Origin of the sequence: Epilithonimonas sp. (genome assembly GCF_036780765.1) — a bacterium.
GTDB lineage: Bacteria > Bacteroidota > Bacteroidia > Flavobacteriales > Weeksellaceae > Epilithonimonas.
Genome location: NZ_DAIQCG010000001.1, coordinates 242,411 through 263,863, shown reverse-complemented (window position 1 = coordinate 263,863; position 21,453 = coordinate 242,411). Strand labels below are relative to the sequence as shown.

The window sequence follows — 21,453 nt, the reverse complement described above, 5'->3', positions numbered from 1 at the left end:
AGATCTAACTATGAAAAAAGCAATCTCCATAGTTTTAATTGCTCAATCAATATTTTCTTTTGCTCAGGATATTTCCAAAGAAAGAATTGTAAACATTGTTTCCACTTTAGCTTCAGACGAAATGAAAGGTAGAAAGTTCGGAACGCCTGAAAATGATAAAGCGGCAGAATACATCGCTCAGGAATTCAAAAAAAATAATTTAGATTATTGCTTCGGAGATTCTTATTTGATTCCTTTCGAGTATAAAGGCAAGAAAGGTTATAATGTTTGTGGAATCAAAAAAGGTAAATCTGAACAAAGTTTGGCTTATTCAGCACATTTTGACCACATAGGAACCAATAATAAAGAAGGCGATAATATCTACAACGGCGCAGATGATGATGCAAGTGGCATTTCTACTGTGATTGGTTTGGCTGATTATTTTAAAGATAAAAAGACAGATTTCTCAATGGTTTTTATGGCTTTCAATGCAGAAGAGATTGGATTGGTTGGTTCTGGTGCTTTAGCTGAAAATGAAAAATTGAACCCTGTTTTCAATAATATCAAAGCGCTTTTCAATTTCGAAATGTTGGCAACAGAATCTCAGTTTGGAAAAAATGCCGTTTTTATGACTGGCGATGAGTTTTCAGATTTCGATGAATTGATTAATGCCAATGCTGTTAACAATTTGAAAGTTTATCCAGATCCATATCAAGGTCAACAACTATTTTACAGATCAGACAATGTGAATTTTGTTAAAAAGAAAATCATTGCGCATTCTATTTCGACGGTTGATATGAACAAAGCAACGCATTACCACGCTGTAAATGATGATATTAATATTGTAGATGCAGATAATTTGACTAATATCATTAATAATTTTGCAAAGACAATTGAGAAATTGAACACAAAAAATTTCCAGCCAAAGTATAACGATAAAGTAAAATACGATTTCTAACGTCTTGATAAAGTAAACTATTTATTTTCCGTAATTTCGCATTTCAATTTTTTTCAATGAATTTATATCGACGAATTCTAAAATTTGCCAGTCCGCATCAAAAATATATCTACGCCAGTTTATTTTTTAATATTCTGTATTCTGTATTTCAAATTGCATCTTTAGGAACCATTTTACCGGTTTTAGGTATGTTGTTCGGAAGTGTGAAAATGGACGCCAATATTGTAAAACCAGTCTACGACGGCGATATCACCAACTTCTTCGGCTATGTCAAAGAATATTCTTATTATTTTATACAGTCAGAAGTTAATGAAAGAGGTGCTTTGACGGTTTTGGCTTGGCTTTGTGTCATAACGGCATTTACATTTTTATTGAGAAATATTTTCCGATATTTTGGCGCCTATCTTTTGATTTTTTACAGAGTGGGCGTTACCAAAGATCTTAGAAGTGCGATGTATAATAAGGTTTTAGCTTTGCCTGTTTCCTTTTTCACTGAACAAAGAAAAGGTGATATGATGTCTAGAATGTCGAATGATGTTGGTGAAGTTGAAAATAATATCTTAGGAAGTTTGGTGGATCTTATCAACTCGCCTTTTATGCTAATCAGTACCTTGGTGACATTATTTTACTTAAGTCCTCAACTGACTTTATTTAGTTTGATTGTCTTGCCAATAATGGGTACAATGATTTCGTTAATTGGGAAAAGCCTTAAAAAAGATTCTCACGAAGCTCAACACGAATTGGGAAATATCTTTTCTATTGTTGATGAAACTTTGAAGTCTTCTAAAATCATCAAAATCTTCAATGCAGAAAAATTATTGAGTAACAGATTTACCAATTCAATGTCAAAATGGATTAGTAATTCCGTAAGTCTTGGTCGTAAAAAAGAATTAGCTTCGCCAATGAGTGAGTTTCTTGGCGCTGTTACTTTCTTGACTATCACCTGGTACGGAGGGAAAGAAATCATCGTGAATCAAAGTATTCGTCCGGAAGATTTCTTGGTTTTCTTAGGGATATTTTTCCAAATTTTACCTCCAATCAAAAGTTTGTCATCATCCATTTCTAATGTGCAGAAAGCAGAAGCTTCTTTGGTAAGAGTAATGGAGATTTTGGACGCTGATGTACGTGTGGATGAGATTGCTAATCCAGTTCCAATCCACGATTTGAAGTCTGAAATTAATTTCAAAGATGTTGGTTTCTACTATAATCAGGATAGAACAATTATTAAAAATTTCGAACTTAAAATTCCGAAAGGAAAAACTGTTGCATTGGTTGGACAAAGCGGAAGTGGAAAAACAACGATTGCCAACCTTCTGACACGTTTCTATGATGTAACCGAAGGCAGTATCGAAATTGACGGAGAGAATATCAAAAATCTTAATTTAAAAGATTATCGCTCGCTTTTGGGAATGGTAACGCAGGAATCTGTTCTTTTCAATGATACGGTTTACAACAACATTGCAATGGGCAAAGAGAATGCAACGAGAGAAGAAATTATCGAAGCTTCGAAAATTGCCAATGCCCATCAATTCATAGAAAGTCTCCCAGAAGGTTATGATACCAATATTGGAGACGATGGAAACAAACTTTCCGGTGGACAGAAACAACGTGTTTCCATTGCGAGAGCGGTTCTTAAAAATCCACCAATTATGATTCTTGACGAAGCAACTTCTGCGTTGGATACAGAGTCAGAAAGATATGTTCAGGACGCACTGGAAAAAATGATGGAAAACAGAACATCTTTGGTAATAGCGCACAGATTATCGACAATTCAGAAAGCGGATCACATTGTCGTGATGGAAAAAGGCGACATTATAGAGCAAGGTTCTCACCAGGAATTGATGGAAAAAGATGGAACTTATAGAAAGTTGGTTGAGCTCCAGAACTTTGATTAAATATTAACCTATTTCTAATCCATTTTTTACAGGCAAGCTTGGACTTATCAAAGTCACTTCGCTTTTATTTTCTCCATAAACGCCAAGAACAAGACACTCGCTGAAAAAGTTGGCGATTTGTTTCTTTGGGAAATTCACAACTGCGAGAATCTGTTTTCCGATTAAATCTTCTTTTTGATATAAAGCAGTGATTTGTGCAGAAGATTTTCTAATGCCTAAATCTCCAAAATCGATTTCCAATTGATAGGAAGGATTTCTGGCTTTTTCAAAATCATTCACGGAAATAATTGTTCCAACTCTGATGTCGATTTTCTCAAAATCACTCCAAGATATTTCAGGTTTTGTCATTATTGATTTGTTTTATTTTTAATGTCTTGCAAAAATGCTTCTAGTTGAGCTTTCTGCTCTGCATATTTCTGTTGCAATTCACTTCTTTCGCCCATTCTACCATAATAAATCAAAGCTTTTTCGCCAAAGAAGTTTTTGTAATAATCGGAAAGCTCCGGAATCTGTGGAAAATTGGTGTGAAATAACATTTCGTAGTAAGCCTGCCATTCGCGTTCGTTTTTGTCCATAATCATCATTTTTGGCGATTTCTGACGGACGTGCAGCATCTCGTGAGCCAGAAGATTAAGAACTAATGTCAAATCAAAATCGAATAAGTTTCTTGGAATCATCACTTCCTGCATATCTCCGATTTCACCATTGGCAGTCAATAGAACCGAATTTTTTTCTAATTCTTCCCGGAAACCAAATCCTAAAAAGTTCTCATCATCCAATTCGAATTCGTGGATGAGGAATCTTGCAGCATCCAATATTTCTCCGGTTTCTTTGTAAGCGTTTAGGTTGAATTGTAATTGTTCGTAGTTCATTTGTGATAAAATAAAATTGTTGTGATGATTCAAATTTACAATTTAACGACAAATATTTCAAAAGAAGTTGAATCTGTGCCCCGACTTGAGTGGAGCTCTTTTTCTTTTTTGAATAAAAAAGAAAAAAGCGGGAACGGAAGGCGGATTAAGGCGCCCAAACCTAACGAAGTGGTTCGACGAAGTCAAATAATAAGGAACAAAAAAAATCGCACCTGAGAGATGCGATTTGATTTTATTTAAAATTCCATTTGAACTTCCAGTTTTTCTGCCAGAAGTTTGGAAACTTTTACTTTTAGTGGCTCGATATCGATATTTTGCATCGCATCGTTGGCGAAAGCGTATAGCAACAATGCTCTGGCTTCTTTCTTGGAAATCCCACGAGCTCTAAGGTAGAACATCGCGTCCTCATTCAGCTGTCCAACAGTACAACCGTGCGAACATTTTACATCGTCTGCAAAAATCTCCAGCTGAGGTTTCGTGTCGATAGTTGCGCCTTCGTCCAGCAAAATGTTGTTGTTCTGCTGATAAGCATTAGTTTTCTGAGCAATCTTATTTACGAATACTTTTCCGTTGAAAACACCGTGCGAGTTATCCTTGAAAATCCCTTTGTAATTCTGGTAAGACTCGCAGTTTGGCGTGTTGTGATGCACTGCGGTGTGGTGGTCTACCAATTGGTCTTTTCCGATAATTGTGATTCCGTTCATAAACGAATTGATATTTTCTCCGTTATGGATGAAATCCAAATTGTTACGAACTAATTTTCCTCCGAAAGAGAACGTGTTCACAGTTGTTAAGCTGTCTCTTTCCTGCTTCGCAAATGTGTGATCCACAAGGTAAGAAGTGTCGCTATCGTTCTGTAATTTATGCCAATCGGTTTTTGCATTTTGATAAGTGAAAATTTCTGTAACCGAATTCGTTAGCACAAAAGTTTCGTCTAGATTGTGATGACTTTCAATGATTTCTACTTTTGCACCTTCTTCTACAATAAGTAAATTTCGGGTGTTGTAAAAAGTGTTTTCGTTTTGATTTTGAGACAGATAGAAAATGTGAATTGGTTTTTCAATCACTACATTTTTTGGAACTCTCAGGAAAAATCCGAAGTTGCAGTAAGCTGAATTCAAGTTCGTGAAAGCCAAATCTTTATTGGCAATCGTGTTGAAATATTGGTCGAAAGCTTCTTTGTGTGCAGAATCATTCAGTGCATAACCGAAAGAAAGAAACTCTGCATTGCCAATCGAAATTTTAGAAAATTCTTTGTGAAGTTTTCCGTTGATGAAAACAATTCGGTCAAAGTTTTCTTCGCCCAAATGAAGCGCATCCAATTGTTCTTTCGAGATATTGTGCTCTTCTGTCGGGAAAAAGTTGTATTCTTTTTCCGTGATTTCCTTCAGATTTGTGTATTTGTATTCTTCATCTTTTTTGGTCGGAAAACCTTTCAACTCAAAATTTTGAAGCGCCGTTTTTCTGTCTTCATCCAAAAAAGAATGTTGAAGCGTTCCTAAAAAAGAAGAATGCGTATTGATAGTTTGTTCAAATAAAGCCATTGTAATGGTTTGATTTTGTATCGATTAGAAGATTAAATGAAAATCGGATTAGTTTAAAAGCCAATCGTAACCTTTTTCTTCCAATTCCAAAGCCAAAGATTTATCTCCTGTTTTTATGATTTTTCCATCTGCCAAAACGTGAACGAAATCTGGCTGAATGTAGTTTAAAAGTCTTTGGTAATGCGTGATTAATAAAACTGCGTTGCCTTCGTTTTTGAATCGATTCACACCATCCGCAACGATTCTCAATGCATCAATGTCTAATCCAGAATCGGTTTCGTCAAGAATTGCCAATTTCGGATTGAGCATCATCATTTGGAAAATCTCATTTCTTTTCTTTTCACCGCCAGAGAAACCTTCGTTCAGAGAACGAGAAAGGAAATCTTTTCTAATTCCTAATTTCTCAGAGTTTTCACGAATCAAAGCCAACATTTCTTTCGCGCCCATTTCTTCCAATCCATTTGCTTTTCTTGTCTCATTAAGAGCAGCTTTGATGAAATTGGTAACGGTAACGCCAGGGATTTCCACAGGATATTGGAAAGAAAGGAAAATACCTTTGTGAGCTCTTTCCTCAGGTGCATCTTCGCCGATTTCTTCTCCTTCGAAAAGAATTTCGCCATCTGTTACTTCATAATCCTCTTTTCCTGCAATCACAGAAGAAAGTGTAGATTTTCCAGCTCCGTTCGGTCCCATAATAGCGTGAACTTCGCCTGGTTTTATTTCAAGATTGATTCCTTTTAAAATTTCTGCGCCATCTTCAATTTTGGCGTGTAAGTTTTTGATTTGTAACATTATATATGTTTAATATCTTATGTTTAATTTTTAAATTTTATCCAACTGAACCTTCAAGAGATATTTCCAGTAATTTCTGAGCTTCAATTGCGAATTCCATTGGAAGTTTGTTCAAAACGTCTTTACTAAATCCATTTACAATCAGAGCAATTGCTCTTTCTGTATCGATTCCTCTTTGGTTGCAATAGAAAATTTGGTCTTCTCCGATTTTTGAAGTTGTTGCCTCGTGTTCCAATTGTGCAGTCGGATCTTTGATTTCGATGTAAGGGAAAGTGTGTGCACCACATTCATTACCCATCAACAAAGAGTCACACTGAGAAAAGTTTCTCGCGCCTTTTGCTGTTGGCATTACTTTTACCAATCCACGATAAGAGTTTTGAGATTTTCCAGCAGAAATTCCTTTAGAAATAATAGTTGATTTGGTATTCTTCCCGATGTGAATCATCTTCGTTCCTGTGTCTGCATATTGGTGCATGTTGGTAACAGCGATTGAATAAAATTCTCCAACCGAATTGTCTCCTTTCAAAATACAGCTAGGATATTTCCAAGTTACAGCAGAACCTGTTTCAACCTGAGTCCAAGAGATTTTTGCATTTCTTTCACAAAGTCCTCTTTTTGTTACAAAATTGAAAACGCCGCCTTTTCCTTCTTCATCTCCAGGATACCAGTTCTGAACTGTAGAATATTTGATTTCAGCGTCGTTCATTGCAATCAATTCAACAACTGCCGCGTGAAGCTGATTTTCATCTCTCGATGGAGCTGTACAACCTTCAAGATAAGATACATAACTTCCTTCGTCTGCAATTACCAAAGTTCTTTCAAACTGACCAGTTCCAGATTGATTGATACGGAAATAAGTAGATAATTCCATAGGACATTTCACACCTTTTGGAATGTAGCAGAAACTTCCGTCAGAGAAAACTGCAGAATTCAACGCTGCGTAAAAATTATCGCCTCTCGGAACTACTTTCCCAAGATATTGTTTTACCAAATCCGGATGTTCTTTGATAGCTTCAGAAATTGAGCAAAAGATAATGCCTTTTTCTTTCAGAGTTTCCTGAAATGTTGTTTTTACGGATACTGAATCCACAACAATATCAACCGCAACATTCGCTAATCTTTTTTGTTCCTCGATATTGATTCCCAATTTTGCGAAAGTCTTCAACAATTCTGGGTCTACTTCATCCAGACTTGCCAATTCTGGTTTTGCCTTTGGAGCTGCGTAATATCTTATGGTTTGGAAATCAGGCTTTTGGTATTTGATATTAGCCCAATTTGGTTCTTCCATTTTTTGCCAGATTCGGAAAGATTCCAGACGCCAATCGGTCATCCATTCTGGTTCTTCTTTTTTGGCAGAAATTGCTCGGATGATATCTTCATTCAGACCAATCGGGAAATCTTCGTATTCGATATCCGTTTCAAATCCAAACTCGTACTTTTTATTTTCTAAATCGACGCGTAAATCGTCTTCTGTATATTTAGACATAATTTTTATAAACTAAAACTTTCTCCACAACCGCAAGTTCTTGCAGCATTTGGATTATTAAAAATAAAACCTTTACCATTCAAACCTCCTGAATATTCCAGAGTTGTACCTGCAAGATAAAGGATGGATTTTTTCTCAATAATGACTCTCACGCCGTTATCTTCGAATATCGTATCGGTTTCATTTTTTACATTATCAAACTTCAAGACGTATTCTAGTCCGGAACATCCGCCACTTTTTACGCCTACTCTTATATAGTCAGTCTCAGGGTTGAAGCCTTCTTCAGTCATCAACTGAGCTGCCTTTGATTTTGCCTGATCGCTTACTTGTATCATTGTTTTTATTTAGACTGATTTTAGTCAGCAAAAATACGACATAATTTCCGCAATCTCAAATCGACAGCATCTATTTTAACGATTTTAAATAGACTTTAATATTTCGTTTTGTAATGAGTTACAGTTTGTTAATGTTAAATTCTTATCAAAAAAGAAACAATTATTAATTCTGATTGTTCTTATAATTAACTTTGCTCGAATTTGTTAATCAAACAATTAGTTTATGAAGAAGATTTTTATTTTGATGATGCTATTTTCCTTTTTTGGAAAAATGATGAGCCAAACCGAAAGATATGTTTATCGTACAGAAGTGAATCCTGATACGATAAACCTTGTAGATATGAAGGTTGAGACGACTTTCCTTGATGTGAAAAATAATCAATCCCTTTTCATCAGTGAAAGTAAATTGCTGAAAGATTCTTTGATTGCGGTTTTGAAAAGCCAAGGTAATCTGGAGGTGAAAAAATCAAAAAAGAATAAAGCGGAGTTTCCAAAATTAGCTAATGGAAAATCTATCCAGCCGACTTTTTTTGAATTTTTTATCAAGAAAAATTATGAAGACAGAGCAATAAATCTTGTGGAAAATGTTGGTTCAAAACAAGTTTATTATCAGGAAGACCGAAAAATGAATTGGGATATTTCTCAACAGACTTCGGATTTTAATGGTTATAAAGTTCAGAAAGCAACCGTTAAGTTCGGAGGAAGAATGTGGACAGCTTGGTTTGCTCCAGAAATTAAAATCTCTGATGGGCCTTACAAATTATCGGGATTGCCGGGTTTGATTTTGAAATTGGAAGATGATAAAGGCGATTACAAATTTAATTTTGTTAAAAAAATATCAATTCAGAATACTTTTACGGAAGACATTAAACCTGATGCAAGAAAATCAACAAGAATTAATTTCCAAGGGGATAAAGCTTCTGTGAAAATGGAAATGGCGAAGAGTAAAGATTCGGAAATTGATTTTGATAATTTCAATCCTGGCGGAGGAAGAGGAATGCATCAAAGAGGTGGGATGAACGGTGGATATGGTGGTCAACCTAGACAAGGAATGAATGGCGGAATGCCGAACGGAGAAATGGGAAGTCCTGATGTGCAAATGGGAAATATGCCAAGAAGTTCTGCCGGAAATGATAATATGATGAGTTTTGGAATTACAAATCCAATTGAATTAAATAACAAATAAAGATATGAAATTATTAAAAATATTAAGCGTGCTGGCAATGCCGTTGGTTATGGCACAACAAAACACGCGCTTTGTTTATCAGGTGACGTTGTCGCCTGATTCTACGAATGTTGAGAAAAAAACAGAATCTGCTTATTTGGATACAGATGGTAAAAAATCTGTTTTCTATGCAGAAAATTCGATGAAAAGAGATTCTCTGATGGAAAGAATGCGTGCGACAAAAAATTTTGATAGAGAACAAATGCAGAATTTAAGAAGCAATATTCAATTTATCATAGAAAAAGATCTTACTAATCAAAGTTTGGTTTACAAATCCAGAATTGGCAGAGATAATTATTCTTATCCAGAAACGCCTGTTTTCGAATGGAAAATCTTACCGGAAACTGTTAAAATTGGCGATTATCAAACACAAAAAGCGGAGACAAAATTCGGTGGTAGAAATTGGTACGCTTGGTTTACACAAGAAATTCCTTTACAAGATGGACCTTACAAATTTTCTGGTTTGCCAGGCTTGATTGTGAAAGTTCAGGATGCAAAAGGCGATTATTCTTTCGATTTGATGCAAACGAAAAAAATAGCAGAGATATATCAACCGTTGAACCGAGGACAAATTATCACACTTTCCAAATCTAAATATACCGATATGGAGAAAAAGATGCAAAAAGACCCAGCAAGTTTCGTGAATGCTCAAAGGAATACGGGCGGACGAGGTGGTGGAAACCGACCAGGAATGGATCCGAAAGAAATGCAGGAAAGACAAAAACGAATGGAAGCTGAAATCAAAAGCCGAAATAATCCCATCGAATTAAAATAAAAAAAGTCCCGAATTTCCGGGACTTTTTGGTTTTATGATTTTCTGATTTCTTTTATTTCTTCAATTTTTTCTTCGAAGTAATCTTTTTTGTCTGGATGTTTTTCAGAAAGTATTTCGTAAGCTTTTATTGCTTTAGAATATAATTTTTGTTCGGTGTATAACTTCGCCAAAGTCTCCGTCATCAAGTGAGAAATATCGTCTTTCTTTTCCTTCACAACATAGTTGCTTTCTTCCTTTAATTGAGATATTTTTGGATTGGTTTCGATGAAATTGTCAATGATTTTTTCCTTGACCTTGGAAACGTCTTTTGTTGAAGTGTTTCTTTCAATTTTCAGCCAGCTTTGCCACGTGTTGATGAAGGTTCCAACATTACTTTCGGGAACTTCTTTTGTTTCAGTTGTTTCAGGAACTGAAATGGTTTCTTTTTTCTCCTCGATTTTAGAAACATCATTTCCAAAGAACGAAACATTCAGAATTGGTCTTTCTTCTTCAGAAATCTCAGTTTTCTTTTCCTCGACGTGAGTTTCTTCTACAATAATTTCTGGTTGAATCTCAACTTCTTCAACTTTTTCAGGTGTTGGAGCAACCTCAACTTTAGAGATAATTTTCGGAATTTCTCTTTCTTCAGGTTTACTTTTACCGATCAAAGCATCTGGCGTATTCGCTGAGAAAGACATTGGTTTCCATTCTGAAACTGGCTCTTGAACTTCGATTTTTGGTTCAGAAATTTCAGGTTTAATTTCCGCTTGTGAAACTTCAGTCTTATCTTCAATAATGTCGAAAGTTTGCGTATTTTCAAAATTAATTTGATGCTCTTCAACCTTTTCTTCCTGAATTGAATTTTCCGATTTTACATCTTTTTCCTCAATTTTGGTCGGTTCAGGAACTTCAAAAGATTGTGTGTTCTCAAAACTGATTTGGCTGTCATCAATATTATTTTCCGAAATATTTTCTACAAACTGTTCTTTAAATTCTGATTTAATAACCGGTTTTTCTGCGATTGGTTTTTCCTCAGCTTTTTCTTTTTTCGGAGGATTCAGATAATCTAAATGATTTTTTGGAATCGAGAATTTCACATTGGGTAGAAACTCCTGAGCGCCACCAAAACTAATATCATTAGAAGAAACTTCAGGCTCGGATTCTTGTTCTGGAGAGATTTCCTCAACTTTAGTTTCTTCCAAAGCTAAAATATCTTTAATATGTTGTGGCTCAGAAATAGAATCTTCCACAGGATTTTCATCGATGATGATTTGAGAATCTACAGTTTCTGTTTCCTCTTTTAAAACGAGTTGTCCAGATTCTTTCGATGCTTCCAAATCTACTTCTGAAGATTTTTCGTCCAAGAAATTTTCTTCACCATCATAAAGCAAACGATTTTTCTCGCCGTCAACAACTACATATTCCGAATTCTGTGCATTTTCAGTTTCAATGATTTTCTCAACATCGAATTTATTCAAAACAGAATGTGTTTCTGTATTTTCAATTTCAGTTACAATTTCAGATTCTGCAGGTTTTGCTTCTTCTGTACTAATTGATTGACTTTCAGTTTTTTCCTCTGTGATAATTGATGTTGTCGTAGTTTCTTTTTGAGAAATTTTTTCAGAATTTATAAAGTGATAAAGTATTTTTTTATCCGTTGTATAAGCCGCTGTTTTAGAAAGGTTTTCTTTATAATTTTCCTGTTTGTAAAGATTAATTCCGTAAAGATAAAGCGCTCTTACACTTTGTGCATAAGGCATTTTTTCTGACTCAGACTGCAGAATTTGCAAATCAGATTCAGTCATTATTTTTGGATTCTTTATTAATTCTAAAACTCTAGTATTCATTATTTTACCAATTGGCTACAATATCATTGAAAATTTTGACGATGATTCTCTCGTTCACGATTTTTACCTGACCAGTTTCTATCGTGTTCAAGTCCAAATCGCTGTTAAAAACCGCTTCATCACTGTAAGTTCTGTCGAAACTCAATGTCGGATCTTTGCTGTTTTCGTAATGTACTTTTACCGTAATCGTCAACTTGTTTTGTTGTGCCTGAACTACATTTCCAGTTGTAGAAGTAGTCGCAGCGCCAATACTTGTTGGTGTGATATTGTAATCTGTTATCTCACCTTCTATCAACAAATCCGGATTTTCCAGAGCGCCTTTCAAGCCAGACCTTTGCAGAAAACGATTTTGCAAAGCTACCGTAAAATCCTGACTTAGACTCGGGAGATTATTGGCCGCATTGTTTGGAAACATATTGATTTTTATAGTCTTCATATCCTCTCTCAAAGAAGAACCTGAAAAACTATAACAGCTTGTAAGTGCTAACAATAAAGAGAAAAGTGAAAAAACTGCAATTCTTTTCAGGCTTCTGACTTCTGACTTCTGACTTCTGACCATTACTCTTCTAGATTATATTGTTTTATTTTTCTGTAAAGTGTTCTTTGCGAAATTCCCAATTCGTCCGCGGCTTTGTTTCTTCTACCTTTGTGCTTTTCTAAAGCTTTGATTATCAAGTCTTTCTCGTTGTTTTGAAGTGATAAAGATTCTGGTCTAGCTTCCTCGATTTCAATATCTTCTACATCGTTGTAATGATGATCCTCGTCCTCAGATATAATCGTTGGATGATGAACCTGATTTTGATTATTATTTTCGAAGTAAAGCAAAGAATTTGGGTTCACATTCTGAGCTGGTTCTGGCGTGTAAATCCTATTAATCAGATTTTTTTCCTGAGAACTAAGGTCAGAATTTCCTCTACTTTTAATAAGTTCCGAAGTTAAGGATTTTAAATCATTGATGTCGCTTCTCATATCGAAAAGTACTTTATACATAATTTCTCTTTCCGAGCCAAAGTCTGAACTAGAGTTTCCGCCACCACCTTTTTGAACAACAGCCGGAAGATTTGCATTCATCGGGATATATTCTGCTAATTTTACAGAATTGATTTCTCTGTTTTGCTCCACAACTGTCATTTGTTCAACCAAATTTCGAAGTTGACGAACGTTTCCTGGGAACGCATAATTTTCGAGATAAGCAATCGCATCTTCTGTCAATCTCAATTCCGGCATTCGGTATTTCTCAGCAAAATCTATCGCAAACTTTCTGAATAACAGATGGATGTCGCCTTTTCTTTCTCTGAGAGCTGGCATATCAATTTGAACTGTATTCAAACGATAATATAAATCCTCACGGAAACGTCCATCTTGAATGGCTTTCATCATATTGACATTCGTTGCGGCAACGATTCTTACGTTGGTTTTTTGGACTTGGGAAGAACCGACTTTCATAAACTCGCCACTTTCCAAAACTCTCAAAAGACGAACTTGCGTTTGCAAAGGCAATTCACCAACTTCATCCAAGAAAATTGTTCCGCCATCTGCAACTTCAAAATAGCCTTTTCTTGTAGATGTTGCGCCGGTGAAAGCGCCTTTTTCGTGACCGAAAAGTTCGGAATCTATCGTTCCTTCTGGGATTGCGCCACAGTTTACGACGATGTAAGGCTGATGTTTTCTTCGTGATTCTGAGTGGATGATTTTCGGAATAAATTCTTTCCCAACACCACTTTCTCCAATTACGAGAACCGAAATATCTGTAGGAGCCACCTGAATCGATTTTTCTAAAGCACGGTTAAGTGCCGGGAAATTGCCGATAATTCCGAAGCGTGTTTTTATAGATTGTAAGTCTGCCATTGTTTAGATTTGATTAAAAGTAAAATCTTTTAAATTTAGAAAATCAATTCTATTATTTATTAAAAATTCGCCCTTATATTCAAGGTTGTTATTTGTAATAATTTCAAAATAATTTCCTTTCCCAATAAGATATTGTGGTTTATAAAAATCATTAATACCTATATTTTGTAATTCGCTGAAATAATGATTAATATCTAAGTTGAAAGAATGAATGGTTTCAAAATTGATTCTTTGATTATTAATCAAGATATGGTTCTGGTCAATTATTAAATCACCGATAACTATTGAATTTAGCTTTTCATAATCCATATATCGATATGCAATTATTCCTAAGAGTGTGAAAAGAAAAAATAGCATTACAAAATCTATATATTGATTTTCTATAAATTTTAATACTAAGAAAAGAAATAAGAATAAAGCAATTAATGCCCATTGAGAATTTGTTATTAATCCCAAATAATTTTTCTTTCTTTCTATAATTTCAAATCTCATTCAACTAACTAGTCAACATTAATTACGAAACTGTTTCCCCCAAAAGCGTTCCCTGCGTATTCCCGTGAACAAAAACGGAAACCAAGTCACCAATTTTCTGTCCTTCCTGCATATCAAAAACGCAGACTGCGTTTTGGGAATTTCTGCCTTTCCATTGGTTTTTGTTCTTCTTGGAAACACCTTCAATTAATATTTCGTGGACTCTTCCGACGTAAGAAGCCATTCTTTTTTTGGATAATTCGCCTTGCAAAGCAATCACTTCTGCCAAACGTCTTTGTTTAACATCTGCAGGAATATCGTCTTCCATCTTTTTGTGAGCAGGCGTTCCAGGTCTTTCGGAATAAGCAAACATATAACCGTAATCGTATTCCACTTCTCTCATCAATGACAATGTATTTTGGTGATCTTCTTCAGTTTCTGTACAGAATCCTATAATCATATCTTGGGAAAAAGAGATATCCGGAACGATTTCTTTAGCTTGTTTGATTAAGTCCAAATATTCCTGACGCGTGTGCTGACGGTTCATCAAATCAAGAATTCTGTCGCTTCCACTTTGAACCGGCAAGTGAACGTATTTGCAAATATTATTGTGTTTTGCCATCACTCGGAAAACATCCAAACTCATATCCTGAGGATTGGAAGTAGAGAAACGTATCCTCATATTTGGAACAGCTGTCGCAACCATTTCCATCAATTGAGCGAAATTCACAGCTGTCAATTTCTGCATTTCCGTTGCTTTTGCGAAATCTTTTTTTGGACCACCGCCATACCATAGGTAAGAATCAACATTTTGACCAAGAAGGGTGATTTCTTTATAACCATTATTCCAAAGGTCAAGACATTCTTCTATGATAGAATGCGGATCACGGCTTCTTTCTCTTCCTCTTGTAAAAGGCACGACACAGAAAGTACACATATTATCGCAACCTCTTGTAATGGTAACAAAAGCTGTAACGCCATTTCCGCCTAGACGGACAGGATTGATATCTGCGTAAGTTTCTTCTTTTGAAAGGATTACGTTGATAGCATCTCTTCCGTCATCAGTTTCTTTCAGCAAATTTGGAAGGTCTCTGTAAGCATCCGGACCAACCACCAAATCTACGAGTTGTTCTTCTTCTAAGAATTTGGTTTTTAGTCTCTCGGCCATACAGCCAAGAACGCCAACAGTAAGATTTGGTTTTTCTTTTTTAAGATTTTTGAATTGAGCAAGACGCATACGAACAGTTTGTTCTGCCTTCTCACGGATAGAACAAGTGTTAAGCAAAATCAAATCTGCTTCTTCCTGCTTCAGAGTCGTGTTGTAACCTTGTTCGTTAAGGATGGATGCAACAATCTCGGAATCAGAGAAATTCATCTGGCAACCATAACTTTCCAAAAACAGTTTTTTGCCGTTTTCTGGTTTTTCAGCAATAGCAAAAGCTTCTCCTTGTTTGGTTTCGTCTATATATTTTTCCTGCACTACATTTATATTTAAAGCTCAGTGTTTTAAAAATCCAATGTTGAATGAACTTTGGACCTAAAACTTAGAACTGTTTAAGTCTGCAAAGATACAAAATATTGTGACAGAATGGCAGGGATTTATTCCATAGAAAAAGTCAATGGAAATTTCATATGACTTCTTACTGGTCTGGAGTGAATCTTTCCAGGAGTCCACTTATTTTTGATTTTTTTAATTGATTTTATAACCATTTCATCAAACTCTTTTAGACCCGAAGACTCTTCCAAAACGATATTAGATAAAGATCCATCTTTTTCAACAACAAATCTAGTAACCACTCTGAATTTGCCTTTCCAATTAAACCTAGAAAGATCAATAGCATTGGATACTTTTTTTCGAAATTCGTTTATTCCTCCTTCATAATCTGGAAGAATGTAACTTTTAGAAGAATCATAACCTTCTTTATATTTTTCAAAAAGATCATCAGGGTAAATTATGAAATGAGCTATTGCTGCTTTCTTTTCTCCATTAATAATTGCAGGTGTCCAACCAGTTTGATATTTTGCAACTTCTCTTGCAAGATCAAATGCACATTTGTTTTCAAGAATATTTTTCTCATCTGCATCCTTTACAAATTTTATAGTCGCATCTGGTGAAATTAGAACTTTAAAATTATACATCTCATCGATATTACTACAAGACTGAAGTCCTTTCTCCACAATTATTTTGTGAAAATCTTTGTAGTAATTTTCTATTCCATCTTTATAAGGAGATTGGTCTTTAGGGAAATAATCATACTGAGCATTGCAAAATGCGCTTATAAAAGTCAAAAAATAGTAAAAGTTTTTCATTGGTTAAAATTAATATTCATGGTCAGAATGTTCCGAAGAAAAATTGATTTCAAAAATAATATTGGAGCTTACAGGAATTCCGTTTTGAAGAGCAGGTTTCCATTTCTTTTTGATTCGTCTCATAGCAAAGTCCATATCTTGACGAAACTCGTCATCATTTCTCACTTTTGGATAGATTTTCATTTCGCTCATTTTTCCTTTTTCATCAATGGTGATGACGAAAGAAAATTTTCCGTTCACAGCATAAGCTGTCAAATCCACATAACCGTGAACCATTTTCATAAACTCATTTCGGAAAGCTTCCTGTCCGCCTGGGAATTCTGCTTTTCTGGTAACATTTGACAAGTCCGAATTTTGAGAGTAAAAAGATGAACTGGTGAATATTGCGAAGACTAGAAATAGGTATTTCATTGTTTAGGTTAAAAATTTTGCCAAATATATTAAAATAGCGAACGAAAATAACCGATGCTGTTTTATGATTTTGTAATTTTGATTTTAATTTGACATAATGAAAATTACACTTAATAGAATCAATGATGATTTTTTGTTTGAATGTTCCAATGAACAAGGGAATTCTATTTTATTAGATAATACAACTTTGCCAGGAGCAAAAGGTGTTTCGCCGATGCAATCTGTTCTAATGGCAGTGGCTGGATGTAGCGGAATTGACGTCGTTTCAATATTGAAAAAACAACGTCAGACGATTACAGATTTCAAAGCTGAAGTGGAAGGCGAAAGAGTTCAAGTAGATGAAGCAAAACCTTTCAAATCTATCAAAGTGAAATTTTTCCTAGAAGGCGAAATCGACCCGAAAAAAGCTAAAAAAGCTGGAGAATTATCTTTCGAAAAATATTGTTCTGTTTCCAAAACCCTGGAGCCAAATGTTGAGATTTCTTACGAAGTCAGCGTGAATGGAGAACTTGTGCAATAGAGTTTGAGGGTTTGAGCGTCATAGAGTAGGAGAGAATCAAAACTCACTAAAACCCTAAAACGCTCACGCACTCTCACTAATTATCGGCTAGCCAGCCTCGGCTGAATCAACTTCGCAACTGTGGAAGTCCAACCAGTCTGATGAGAAGCGCCAACACCGCGACCATTATCGCCGTGGAAATATTCGAAGAACATAATGTAATCTTTGAAATGCGGGTCTTGATTGAATTTTTCAACACCACCGTTGAACGCTCTGTTTCCATTCTCGTCTTTTAGGAAAATATTACAAAGTCTGTTGCTGATATCCTTTGAAACTTCATCCAGATTTTTATATTCTCCGCTTCCTTTTGGATATTCGATTTTTAAAGAATCACCGAAAAAGAAATCAAAACGCTGTAAACTTTCAACAATCAGGAAATTAATCGGAAACCAAATTGGTCCGCGCCAATTACTGTTTCCACCAAACATTCGGCTATCGCTTTCCGCAGGCGTGTAATAAACCACGTGTTCCTGTCCGTGAACAGTGAATCGGAAAGGGTTTTCCTCATAAACCTTGGACATCGCACGGATTCCATAATCGCTGAGGAATTCAGATTCGTCAACTAATCTTGTTAAAACTTTTGTCAATCTTGTTTTTCTTAGGATGCTCAAAAGGTGTTTGTTTCCTTCGCCTTCAACATACCATTGGGAAACCAATTTCGTAAGGTCTTGTTTATTTTTCAGAACCCACTCCATCCTTTTTTTGAACTCGGGAAGTTTTTCCAAAAGGCTGTGTTCCACAACTTCTACAGCAAACATTGGAATCAATCCAACAATGCTTCGAAGTTTCAGACTCACACTATCTCCGTTGGATAACTGAAGCAAATCGTAGAAAAACCCATCTTCTTCATTCCAAAGTCCTTGTTTGTCTTCCCCAATGTTTTCCATTGCTTCGGCAATATAAAGATAATGTTCAAAAAACTTAATCGCCAAATCTTCATAGACCGGATTATAAGTTGCCAATTCCATTGCAATACGCATCATATTCAGCGCATACATTGCCATCCAGCTCGTTCCGTCAGCTTGTTCAAGATGTTCACCTTCATTGAATTCCATATTTCTATCGAAGGCTCCAATATTATCCAAACCAAGGAATCCACCTCCGAAAAGGTTATTGCCATTGTAATCTTTTCGATTAACCCACCAAGTGAAATTCAATAATAATTTTTGGAAAACCCTTTCCAGAAAAGCTAAATCTGGTTTCCCATTATTTTTTTCATCGATTTTGAAAACACGGAACGTTGCCCAAGCGTGAACAGGTGGATTAACATCATCAAAATTCCATTCATAAGCCGGTACTTGACCGTTTGGATGCATATACCATTCTTTGGTCAATGTAATCAATTGATTCTTTGCAAATTCCGAATCAATCACGGAAAAACTTACACAATGGAAGGCCAAATCCCAAGTCGCATACCAAGGGTATTCCCACTTGTCGGGCATCGAAATAATATCTTTGTTGTGAAGATGTTCCCAATTGCTGTTTCTTACAAAACCTTTTCTTTGGATGGGGAAATTCGGGTCGCCTTTCAGCCATTTTCCGATGTTATAATGATAAAATTGTTTGTTCCAAAGTAATCCTGCAAATGCTTGTCTTTGAACATTTTTTTCATCGTCGTTATCTATATCTTTCTGGATGTTACCATAGAATTCGTCCGCTTCTTGTTTTCTTCTTGCAACAATTTCATCAAAATCCCAAAAGGCATCCTCCATAATATGTGGCGACAATCGGAATTCAAAAACTTTATTACTATTCGCTTCTATGATTTCTTCACAATGAAGAGACGCTTTTGTTCCTGTTTTAGACGGATTAATGGTATCAAGTCCTTTCGTGATATATTGATTGATTCCGTCTTTGAAAAAACCTTCTGTTTTCGGAAGATTGAATAATCTCGAACGATTGGTTTCATTCTCACAAAACAACGCATCAGCATTTCTGTTTCGGGAATAAAGTTTTTTTATACTAAGGCTATTATGATGAACATCAATTTCGCCCTGCTTAGAAAAACCGAGTTGACCTTTGTAGTCGTTATAACCCCACATCCAGTTATTTCTGTACCAGACTGTTGGCAAAACTACGATTGGAGCAGGTTGATTACTTCTGTTGTGAACATCGATTCTTATTAAGAAATCATCTTCTCCGGCTTTCGCATATTCAATAAAAATGTCAAAATATTCATCATTGTCAAAGATGCCTGTATCAAATATTTCATATTCAGGGTCTTTGTTGGAGCGTTGCGCATTCGTATTGATGAGGTCATCGTACGGAAACGCTTGGATTGGATATTTGTAAACCATCTTCATATAGCTATGAGACGGCGTATTATCCAGATAATAAAAAATCTCCTTGATATCCTCACCGTGATTTCCCTGATGATTGCTCAACCCAAAAAAACGTTCCTTAACTCTGCAGTCATTTTTATTCCAAAAAGAAAGCGCAAAGCATAATTGCTGTTTCTCATCCGAGATTCCCGCGATGCCTTCCTCTGCCCAGCGGTAAGTCCACGCTTCCGCCATATCGTGACCGGTAAATTCCCACGCATCACCGTTGGTGCTGTAATCTTCGCGTACATTTCCCCATTGGCGGTGGCTCACGTAAGGGCCCCACTTTTTCCAATGCGGATTTTTTAATTTTTCTTCTTCATTCATTTTTCTAATTATTTTTCGAGAATAATTATTCTTTTTATTAGGAGCAACACGGTTGTACATTTGTTAGAGCATTCTAACCCGCTGTCCACTATATCTTTTTTTGCTTAGACTATTTGTCATCAAAAACAATTTCCCCAAAAGCAAAAAAAGGATGCCGTTCCCATCGGGGCTATGTTGAGGTTTTTCCCTTCTTTCAACGATATAAATGATAGTTGATAGTCGATAAATAGTAATTTTCAAAAATCAATTTAAAATTTATTTTTCAAATTACAGTCCGCTTAAAAAATCGATTCATCGATTCCTTTGCCTTCTTAAAATTTCTTCGCTCTTCAAAAAAAACTTTGCGTTTAAAAACCACAGCGAATCAATCATTTATCAGCTATCATTCATCATTTATAATCACCCATTATCTGCAAAACTCTCCAGACTTGTCATTCCGCCATCTACATAGATACTCGCACCTGTAATATAATCCGAATAATCACTCGCCAAAAATACGGCTAAATTTCCAATGTCTTCCGGTTGCCCGATTCTGTCATACGGAATCAGCGTCATCAGCGCATCCAGAGATTTTTGATTATCCCAAGCGGATTTGTTAATAGGAGTTTGAATGGCGCCCGGACAGATATTATTCACACGGATTTTTTGCTTTCCATATTCCTGAGCCAGCGTTTGCATCAGCATTCTAAGTGCACCTTTGCTGGAAGCATAATTCGCGTGCCCAGCCCACGGAATAGTTTCGTGAACACTACTGATATTGATGATTTTTCCAAGCGCGCAGGATTTTTCTGTCATTCCTCGCTTCAAAAATTCTTTAATCGCTTCTCTTGAACAAAGAAATTGTCCCGTCAAATTCACATCAATTACTTTCTGCCATTGAGCAAGCGTCATTTCAACAAAAGGTGCATCTTGTTGCAAACCTGCATTATTAATAAGAATATCTACAGTTCCGTATTGATTAATAGTCGTTTGAAACATTGCCAAAACTTGGTCTTCCTTACTCACATCACATTGAATAATGAGACCTTCGCCACCGTTTTCTTCAATGGTTTTAAGCGTTTCTTCTGCTTCCGGACGAGAATGTTGGGATGAATGATTCACGATAACGATCGCGCCTGATTTTGCCAAACTGATAGCAATTCCTTTTCCGATTCCACTGCTAGAGCCAGTAACAATAGCAACTTGCTTATTTAGATTAATGTCCATTTTTCAAATTTTGTGATTTTTTCTAAGCAAATATTATACATAATTGCCATTATAAATATCTTAAAATAAATTGTTAACAAAAAATTGATGTAGACAAATTTTCATACAATTTGGAACTAATGCAATTTCTTGTCTATCTTTGCGCCTAGATTTGTTCATTTACATATTGAAAATGTTATCGAGAAAGGTGGAGAGATTAGACTCTGTGAAACCTTGGCAACCCTTCGGAAACGAAGAAGGTGCTAAATTCTATCCGCAATGGCGGAAAAGATAACCCAAACCTATTTCTACATTTCCCTGTAGCATTTTCAAT

General features: G+C 35.7%; 20 protein-coding genes and 1 riboswitch. Of the genes, 5 read left to right on the top strand and 15 right to left on the bottom strand.

Annotated features, from left to right (window positions below; translation table 11 throughout):
* Positions 1-10: 10 nt before the first annotated feature.
* Together V7P73_RS01300 and V7P73_RS01295 are read left to right on the top strand one after the other, a co-directional pair.
* The gene (locus V7P73_RS01300; protein ID WP_333850779.1) at positions 11-937 is read left to right on the top strand and encodes a M28 family peptidase; all 927 of its coding nucleotides are present in this window, start codon (positions 11-13) and stop codon (positions 935-937) included.
* A gap of 56 nt (positions 938-993) precedes the next feature.
* Positions 994-2,832 carry an ABC transporter ATP-binding protein gene (locus V7P73_RS01295; protein ID WP_333850777.1) on the top strand — a complete coding sequence of 613 codons (1,839 nt, stop codon included), beginning with the start codon at positions 994-996 and terminating at the stop codon, positions 2,830-2,832.
* Positions 2,833-2,835: 3 nt separating this feature from the next.
* Here the strand turns inward: V7P73_RS01295 and V7P73_RS01290 are convergent, their stop codons facing one another.
* The 6 genes from V7P73_RS01290 to V7P73_RS01265 all read right to left on the bottom strand — a co-directional run bounded on the left by V7P73_RS01290 (position 2,836) and on the right by V7P73_RS01265 (position 7,861).
* Entirely contained in the window at positions 2,836-3,183 is a 348-nt protein-coding gene (locus V7P73_RS01290) for a tRNA-binding protein (protein ID WP_333851531.1), read from the bottom strand.
* Positions 3,180-3,704: a hypothetical protein gene (locus tag V7P73_RS01285; RefSeq protein ID WP_333850776.1), complete on the bottom strand. Its 525-nt coding sequence runs from the start codon at positions 3,702-3,704 to the stop codon at positions 3,180-3,182. Before V7P73_RS01285 ends, V7P73_RS01290 begins: the two co-directional genes overlap by 4 nt.
* 236 nt (positions 3,705-3,940) lie before the next feature.
* Complete coding sequence (gene sufD / locus V7P73_RS01280; RefSeq protein ID WP_333850774.1) at positions 3,941-5,248, bottom strand: Fe-S cluster assembly protein SufD; 1,308 nt, start codon at positions 5,246-5,248, stop codon at positions 3,941-3,943.
* A gap of 48 nt (positions 5,249-5,296) precedes the next feature.
* The gene (gene sufC / locus V7P73_RS01275; protein WP_333850772.1) at positions 5,297-6,040 is read right to left on the bottom strand and encodes a Fe-S cluster assembly ATPase SufC; all 744 of its coding nucleotides are present in this window, start codon (positions 6,038-6,040) and stop codon (positions 5,297-5,299) included.
* Between the two features lie 37 nt (positions 6,041-6,077).
* On the bottom strand, positions 6,078-7,526 hold the full coding sequence (gene sufB, locus V7P73_RS01270; RefSeq protein WP_333850770.1) for a Fe-S cluster assembly protein SufB: 1,449 nt from the start codon (positions 7,524-7,526) through the stop codon (positions 6,078-6,080).
* Positions 7,527-7,531: 5 nt separating this feature from the next.
* Positions 7,532-7,861 (bottom strand): HesB/IscA family protein, encoded by a 330-nt coding sequence (locus V7P73_RS01265; protein ID WP_333850769.1) that lies wholly within the window; start codon positions 7,859-7,861, stop codon positions 7,532-7,534.
* A 223-nt stretch (positions 7,862-8,084) separates the two neighbouring features.
* Here V7P73_RS01265 and V7P73_RS01260 point away from each other — a divergent pair, with 223 nt between their 5' ends.
* On the top strand, positions 8,085-9,047 hold the full coding sequence (locus V7P73_RS01260) for a GLPGLI family protein (protein ID WP_333850765.1): 963 nt from the start codon (positions 8,085-8,087) through the stop codon (positions 9,045-9,047).
* 4 nt (positions 9,048-9,051) lie between these two features.
* The gene (locus V7P73_RS01255) at positions 9,052-9,861 is read left to right on the top strand and encodes a GLPGLI family protein (RefSeq protein WP_333850763.1); all 810 of its coding nucleotides are present in this window, start codon (positions 9,052-9,054) and stop codon (positions 9,859-9,861) included.
* Between the two features lie 32 nt (positions 9,862-9,893).
* On the opposite strand, the gene V7P73_RS01250 is transcribed toward V7P73_RS01255, so the two are convergent.
* The 7 genes from V7P73_RS01250 to V7P73_RS01220 all read right to left on the bottom strand — a co-directional run bounded on the left by V7P73_RS01250 (position 9,894) and on the right by V7P73_RS01220 (position 16,727).
* On the bottom strand, positions 9,894-11,687 hold the full coding sequence (locus V7P73_RS01250) for a hypothetical protein (RefSeq protein ID WP_333850761.1): 1,794 nt from the start codon (positions 11,685-11,687) through the stop codon (positions 9,894-9,896).
* Between the two features lie 4 nt (positions 11,688-11,691).
* On the bottom strand, positions 11,692-12,246 hold the full coding sequence (locus tag V7P73_RS01245) for an LptE family protein (protein ID WP_333850759.1): 555 nt from the start codon (positions 12,244-12,246) through the stop codon (positions 11,692-11,694).
* Positions 12,246-13,535, bottom strand: a complete 1,290-nt coding sequence (locus V7P73_RS01240) for a sigma-54 interaction domain-containing protein (RefSeq protein ID WP_333850757.1) — start codon at positions 13,533-13,535, stop codon at positions 12,246-12,248. The genes V7P73_RS01245 and V7P73_RS01240 overlap by 1 nt, the downstream gene beginning before the upstream one ends.
* Positions 13,536-13,538: 3 nt before the next feature.
* Positions 13,539-14,027 (bottom strand): hypothetical protein, encoded by a 489-nt coding sequence (locus V7P73_RS01235; protein WP_333850755.1) that lies wholly within the window; start codon positions 14,025-14,027, stop codon positions 13,539-13,541.
* Positions 14,028-14,049: 22 nt separating this feature from the next.
* Complete coding sequence (gene miaB, locus V7P73_RS01230; protein ID WP_333850753.1) at positions 14,050-15,486, bottom strand: tRNA (N6-isopentenyl adenosine(37)-C2)-methylthiotransferase MiaB; 1,437 nt, start codon at positions 15,484-15,486, stop codon at positions 14,050-14,052.
* 119 nt (positions 15,487-15,605) lie between these two features.
* Positions 15,606-16,316 carry an energy transducer TonB gene (locus V7P73_RS01225; protein WP_333850751.1) on the bottom strand — a complete coding sequence of 237 codons (711 nt, stop codon included), beginning with the start codon at positions 16,314-16,316 and terminating at the stop codon, positions 15,606-15,608.
* A 9-nt stretch (positions 16,317-16,325) separates the two neighbouring features.
* Entirely contained in the window at positions 16,326-16,727 is a 402-nt protein-coding gene (locus V7P73_RS01220; protein WP_333850749.1) for a hypothetical protein, read from the bottom strand.
* 97 nt (positions 16,728-16,824) lie between these two features.
* Here V7P73_RS01220 and V7P73_RS01215 point away from each other — a divergent pair, with 97 nt between their 5' ends.
* Positions 16,825-17,247, top strand: coding sequence for an OsmC family protein (locus tag V7P73_RS01215; RefSeq protein WP_333850747.1), 423 nt, complete (start codon positions 16,825-16,827; stop codon positions 17,245-17,247).
* A gap of 80 nt (positions 17,248-17,327) precedes the next feature.
* On the opposite strand, the gene V7P73_RS01210 is transcribed toward V7P73_RS01215, so the two are convergent.
* On the bottom strand, positions 17,328-19,934 hold the full coding sequence (locus tag V7P73_RS01210) for an MGH1-like glycoside hydrolase domain-containing protein (protein WP_333850745.1): 2,607 nt from the start codon (positions 19,932-19,934) through the stop codon (positions 17,328-17,330).
* Between the two features lie 399 nt (positions 19,935-20,333).
* Positions 20,334-21,140 (bottom strand): glucose 1-dehydrogenase, encoded by an 807-nt coding sequence (locus tag V7P73_RS01205; RefSeq protein ID WP_333850743.1) that lies wholly within the window; start codon positions 21,138-21,140, stop codon positions 20,334-20,336.
* 172 nt (positions 21,141-21,312) lie between these two features.
* Positions 21,313-21,417, top strand: a riboswitch (SAM riboswitch).
* The last annotated feature ends 36 nt before the right edge of the window (positions 21,418-21,453 follow it).